The following is a 6,220-nucleotide window of genomic DNA, read 5'->3' as shown; positions in this document are numbered from 1 at the left end:
TTTGACTGACATAAACACTCCTTCATTAGGCCTCCATTATGAGGCAAAAAAGTGTCTACGAAACCCGGGTCTATTCACTTCTGTTCAAGTGGATCAATCCCCTGGGCAATTTGCTGACGCATGGCATGTGCTTGTTTTACTACATCAGCGATGCTGATTTCTGGATAGGTACCCAAGCCAGCATTACGACGTTTCTTTGTTACTGGGCTTATGAAGCGTAAGACCCATTTTCCATGACCTTTGCTGGAGGAAGGATGCAGTGTCAGACCGGTAATACCACCGTGAGGGAAGGGAGTGTCATCTGGTTTGATCTGGCGAGCTTTGGTATCGGTGAGAGTAGCCATCAGTGAATCTCTTAAAATTCCAGTATGCCATTGAGTATGCCATTAATGATTAGGTAGGGTTGTTTTCATTTGTACTGGATTGAGGTGGTTTTTATATAACCTTTTGTTTTATAGTTTAAAATTGAAATGTATTGTTCCGCATTAGAAATGTTTTTAGCGGACTCCTCCTCCGCCATCTTCTCTTAGTGTTTCTTACTTCGTAGTGCATAACTTCATATCATTTTAACCAATATGTCAGCTTGCGTTGTTGAGCTAACTGGGTTTTCTCATTAGATTGCCACTTCTTCGAATAATAAAATCGTCGCTAAGAGCAGCTTCCGAGAGGCGATATGATGACCCGATTCGGAAGCCGCATTAGACAGTTGCTTATTATACTCAAAATTCTTATTTCATTATAAAGTCATACTGAATATTCACTTTGCTATCGTAGTAATCCAAACGATCGCCCAATACGCTGCCATTACGATGTTCCCGGGCACGGTTAAGTGCGACAAATACTTTTAGCCCCTGTAATCTCCCTTGAGCCGCTTGCCAGCCAAAAAGCAGGTTCGTCCCAGCACCGCGGATTTGTACATCATGCTGATAGGTTTCATAACCATTGGTTAATGTCTCAGCAATGCCGATAAAAGAATTGCCGGGTAGATTAAGTGTTGCTCCCAATTGATAAGACCACATATCGCTATGATTTCGGTCGATACTGAGATCAAAAGGGTATCCCAGATCGGTATCAATCCCCGCAAGCCGGTTTAATTTACCTCCTGTTTTTCCTATCCCAAAAAATAATGAGCCGACAGGGTGGATATAGCTAAGCTGCCCACTGAGTAATGATGTGTCCTTCGGCCCATCTAGCGCAGCAGTTATCCCATCCAGATTGGCATAAAAAGCGGTAAATTCAGCTTTAAACTTATCTTTTCGCCCCGAATCAAGTGGTAAGCATGTCGCTGTTTTAGCCATTAACTGCATGGCGACATCTTCCTGCCATGAGCCGCTGGTGGCGTAATAATGGCATGAGTCATGAAATACCAGTGATGTTATATATTGTGGACGAAAAATATTGTGTTGATAATTGGTTGGATCTATTGGGCCGGTTCGGTGAACACCTTCCGCGACATCGGAATAATAATATACACCATAACGGTACATCGCATAAATATCGTAATTCCTATCGATACTGTATTTCATTAATACAACATCGGATAATGTCGGAACGGTACGTTGAGATGATGCATTAATAATCGGTAGATCTTCCTGACCACTATACAGCGAGTCGGTGACCATTCTACCTGCTTTAATAGACAGTTTTTCTGAAAACTTTAATTTCAACGCCGCAGTATAACGGCCAAAACTATCATGCCCGTCGAGATACCAACGGGTGCTCCAATTATCACGAGCACCTAATTTATAAACGTAAAAACCGCCGACATCTACACCGATAATATCCTGATAATAACGACTGTTATATTCCAGTGCTGCACCCTGTACCCATGCATAAATATCTTTTTCACTACCTGCGCTGGCTCTTTCTGCGCGACGGAAATCATTCCTTAACCGCAATCTTAATGCATCCTCTTCATCATAAAAAGAAGCTGCTACCACTTGATAAGATAATAAGAAAACGACCCCTGACAATATAATATTTATCGGAATTTTTTTCATTGAAATTTATTATCCAAAATAGAATGTTATTCGGTTTTTTTACGGTAGATATTTATCTCATGTAAGGAATCCAGGAATTCTTCGCTATTGGATTTGCGTTTATTTATTTCACTGACAATTTCTTGATAACGTTTTTCTGTGAGTGGATATAAACACATGCCTAAAAAGGCTAAGAACATACATAACGCAGGAACTATGGCTACCGCCAGTTTTATTCCAGTAATCGTTTCGGGTGTTTGCACTTGATTTGAAACGTAGCCGGAGGCAACCAGAATAAATGCCGGGAGTGAACCACCCAGCGCCTGACCGCATTTTCGGGTGAATGAAAATAGTGAATAAGTTAACCCTTCTATTCGGATACCGGTTTTATATTCGCCATATTCTACGGTGTCTGCCTCAAGCGCCCACATGACCGTCATGCATAGGCTGGCCCCGAATGATGCACAGGCAAACAGAGCGAATGCGGTATAGACAGATTTATCGAGGAAAAAGAACAGAATAAGATAGCTGACGGAAGCTATAACAGTACCAATAATAAAGGTTGTTTTCTTGCCGTAGCTTTTCACCATTTTGGGAACCAGTGGGGCAGCCAAAATAGCACCGAGGAAGGTTTGAATAAAAATCAGCGTACTGAAATAACTCATATCATTGAGGATATAACGGACATAATACAGACCGGCAGCGCTTAATGAGAATGTACCTGTCAGAGTGAAAATAGCCACGATACAAAGGATTAATAGTGGTTTATTACTTTTCACCGTCTTCATACTGAGTTTCATTGAAGGTTGTTTGACTACACGAGTAATGTTTTCCTGGGTGGAAGCAAAACAAATCCAATATAACGCCACGCCAACAATGGCCAAACCAATAGTATAAGTTGTGTAAGTTGCCTGATGATGGCCGCTGGTATCATTAATTGCCGGAGCAATGACAAATGCCAGTAGCGTATAGGTTAATGAGGCCATGATAGTACGGGCGGCACCTAATTTCGCACGTTCTTCAGGGTGCTGAGTCATGGCTGTTGATAATGAACCGTAGGGGATATTCACCAGGGAATAAGCGACACCTAATCCCATGTAAGTCAGATAAATATAAAATATTTTATAGCTATCATTTAGGAATGACGGAACTGAGAAAACCAATACGCTGAATGTCATCAGCGGGACTGCGCCAAATAAAATAAAGGGGCGGAATTTACCCCAACGAGTTTGGGTACTATCGACAATACGACCGACAATCACATCAGCAACAGCATCAAACACCCTGACAAGTAATAACATGGTTCCCGCTACTGCGGCATTAATGCCCGCAGTATCGGTATAGTAATTTAATAAAAACATAGCGCCCATAGCAAAGGCGAAGTTGTTAGCAACATCGCCTAAACCATAGCCCACAATGTTTTTCCATGTGAGGCTATTCTTCATTTTATATTACTCCGTGATACGCGGCTTTTTAAAGGGTTGTTCCGAAGTCCAGCGTTCACGTAATACGAATGCTGAAGATTTAGGTTTTCTATCGCGAGTAAAGATGCCTTTTTTATTGCCACCTACTCGAATAATATTTTGCGAGGTGGCAAAGTCGGCAAAGTTCCATACATGTTCGCCCACTACGGCACTTACGCGGTCGAATACCCGGTGATACATTTCAAGGAATTGATTCTGGAATTCTTCACTCCACATTTCGTGATATATTGAGTGCAGGCCAGCAAGGGTATCCGCGCCATATTCCGTAATAATAATTGGACGATGCAGTTTCTCTTGCCACGCGCGTAATTCTTTTTCCAGCGCGCGTTCGGCTTTTGCCAAATTTCCAGATTGCATATACCAACCGAAATAGCGGTTTAAACAAACAACATCAAACAGGTCAGTAATGGTGTCGGTTTCCGGCGTACAGAACATCACGTTAACACAGGTAATAGGGCGGGTAGGGTCCAGTTTCCGTGTTGCTTCTGCCAGCGGGGAAAAATAGTCACGTGCACCTTGCGGATTGGCATCTGGTTCGTTGGCAATACTCCACATCACCACCGAAGGGTGATTTTTATCTCTGGCAATCAGTTCCTTAATGGACTGCAAATGTGCTTGTTGAGTTTGCCCATTAATGGCTTCCTCGGAGAATAAGTTTGCTGGTTTTTGGGTCACATCAAAATTAAAGCCTAGCGCCAAGTTCAAACCAACCGCAGGCGTTTCATTAATGATGACGATACCATTTTCATCCGCCCATTCCAGCATCTCTTCGGCATAAGGATAGTGCGACGTACGGTAAGAGTTAGCGCCAATCCATTTCATGAGCGCATGGTCGTGAACCATCAATGCATTATCAAAACCTTTGCCGCGGATATCGGCATCTTCATGACGACCAAAACCGGTGAAATAGAAAGGTTCATCATTGATAAGGAACTGCTCACCAACCACTTTTACCGTACGGATACCCACGCGAAGAGGGTATTCATCGGCTTGCCCGGTAGCGGTGTTGGTCACGGTGAGGGTATAGAGATAGCCCACGCCAGGTTGCCATAAAGTCGGATTTTCAACCGACAAGGTACCTTGCGCGCCATTACCTTGTGCGACAATTTTACCATTGTGATCTTTCAGCGTGACGCTGACTGTATCCGGCGCAGTGACCTGATATAACACATTGGCCTGATGGTGATCGGCTGAAAGCTCAGTTACCACATGAATATCACTGATGAAATTCTGCGGTGTGGTATACAGCATTACACTGCGGTGGATACCAGCATAGTTGAAAAAGTCATGGAAATAGAGTTGCTCACGTTTACCTTGATCATTTTCAACAATCATACCTGGCGGGATGGTTTGCCAGTTCAGTTCATTATTGACACAGACAGTAATTCGAATGGTTTCGCCGGATTTAATCAGGGAACTAATATCCTGTTCAAACGGCGTATACCCGCCCTGATGCTCCATCACTTCATGGTCGTTAACCCAAACTTTGCCGTAATGTGTCACGGCATCAAAACGCAACACGACTCTGCGTTTGTCCCAGCCATTCGGGATGGTAACTGTTCGTTGATACCAGACATTTCCCACATGTTGGCGAATATCTGCATCGGCAAATTGCTCGTTAAAGCTACCGGGCACAGCAATTGAGCGGCTATCAGCCAAGGGTTCACGCCACCACTGTTCAGACAACCCTTTATTTTGGGTATCAACGACAAATGACCATAAACCATCCAGTGTTTTGATCTCTCTAGCTCGGTTTTCTACAGGACGTAACATCAGTTATTTACTCCGTTCCGTTAATGAAATGACAAACTGGTTGACCAATTTGTCATTAGGTAAACCAAATTGGTCTAATTGGTTTAACAAATATCATGCAGTGGGTAGGAGCGATAACGGGTGAATCTTAGAGTGCTGTGTGGATCATAAAAGTTAATTCTCAATCACCGGAAAGGCGCGACAGGTCACGGTCATGAAATACGCCGGTTGACATTGAACGTAAAATACCCAATCGAACGTTCATTCTAATTTTTTTCACAAAAAAAGACCCTGAAATGAGTACCTAACAAATTGAATTATTTGATATTGAGCAAACCGTTCATCATTGCAGTGAGAGTTGTTCTCAGTTGTTCTGGCGTGGTATTGGTACTTAGATTGGTATCTGCGAGTATGCCGTAAGTCAGTGATAGCAGTAACCCGGAGGCCGCGTTCAAATCGACATCTGGGCCGATAATGCCTCGCCGCTGGCTGATTTTTAGATGGGATATTATCAACTCAATAATGGCATCGTATTTGCGATGTAACATAGCGGCGACCACGGGATTGCGCATACCTTCAGCCATAATTTCCAGCACTAATGAGCGTTGGGTGCGATCCTCCTCTAACACCGCAATCATATTGTCGATAGTTTTCCGGACAATATCATCGCCTAATGTTTCTTCTGCAAAGCGCGCAAAGGCCCGGCTCTGATCTTCGAGGATGATTTCCTGAATCAAGGCTTCTTTACTGGGAAAATGGTGATAAAGGGTTCCGGGACTCATATCGCAGGCTTTACAGATGCTTTTCATCGATGCGCCGTGGAAGCCATCTTTGGCAAAGCAGGTTCTGGCGGCAGCTAAAACACGGCTTTTAGTGAGAGATTGTGGCTTGATATCAGCGGTAGTCACGATTCCTTATTCCTTTTTAGGCCGTAATATTAATGCTACTTAATGAGCGGAGCATTCTGACATACTAGTGAGGTTAGATAATAACCCTATTTTAAAT

4 protein-coding genes and 1 pseudogene are annotated in these 6,220 nt (G+C 43.3%); all 5 read right to left on the bottom strand.

The genetic code is table 11. The features are described 5' to 3' along the window. Positions 1-83: 83 nt before the first annotated feature. Positions 84-344 (bottom strand): annotated as a pseudogene (locus tag QSV56_RS07255) (Arm DNA-binding domain-containing protein); the annotation flags it as partial. Positions 345-728: 384 nt separating this feature from the next. Then, the gene (locus QSV56_RS07250) at positions 729-2,000 is read right to left on the bottom strand and encodes an OprD family outer membrane porin (RefSeq protein ID WP_301211695.1); all 1,272 of its coding nucleotides are present in this window, start codon (positions 1,998-2,000) and stop codon (positions 729-731) included. 26 nt (positions 2,001-2,026) lie between these two features. After that, positions 2,027-3,424 carry a glucuronide transporter gene (gene uidB / locus QSV56_RS07245; protein ID WP_050328335.1) on the bottom strand — a complete coding sequence of 466 codons (1,398 nt, stop codon included), beginning with the start codon at positions 3,422-3,424 and terminating at the stop codon, positions 2,027-2,029. Positions 3,425-3,430: 6 nt separating this feature from the next. Then, entirely contained in the window at positions 3,431-5,236 is a 1,806-nt protein-coding gene (gene uidA, locus QSV56_RS07240; RefSeq protein ID WP_050328333.1) for a beta-glucuronidase, read from the bottom strand. A 296-nt stretch (positions 5,237-5,532) separates the two neighbouring features. Beyond that, positions 5,533-6,123 (bottom strand): TetR/AcrR family transcriptional regulator, encoded by a 591-nt coding sequence (locus tag QSV56_RS07235; protein ID WP_050328331.1) that lies wholly within the window; start codon positions 6,121-6,123, stop codon positions 5,533-5,535. Positions 6,124-6,220: the final 97 nt, after the last annotated feature.

It is taken from the genome of Yersinia sp. 22-579 (genome assembly GCF_030433455.1).
Taxonomy (GTDB): Bacteria; Pseudomonadota; Gammaproteobacteria; order Enterobacterales; family Enterobacteriaceae; genus Yersinia; species Yersinia enterocolitica.
Note: the sequence above shows the minus strand (reverse complement) of the source record. Positions and strands in the feature narration are given on the sequence as shown.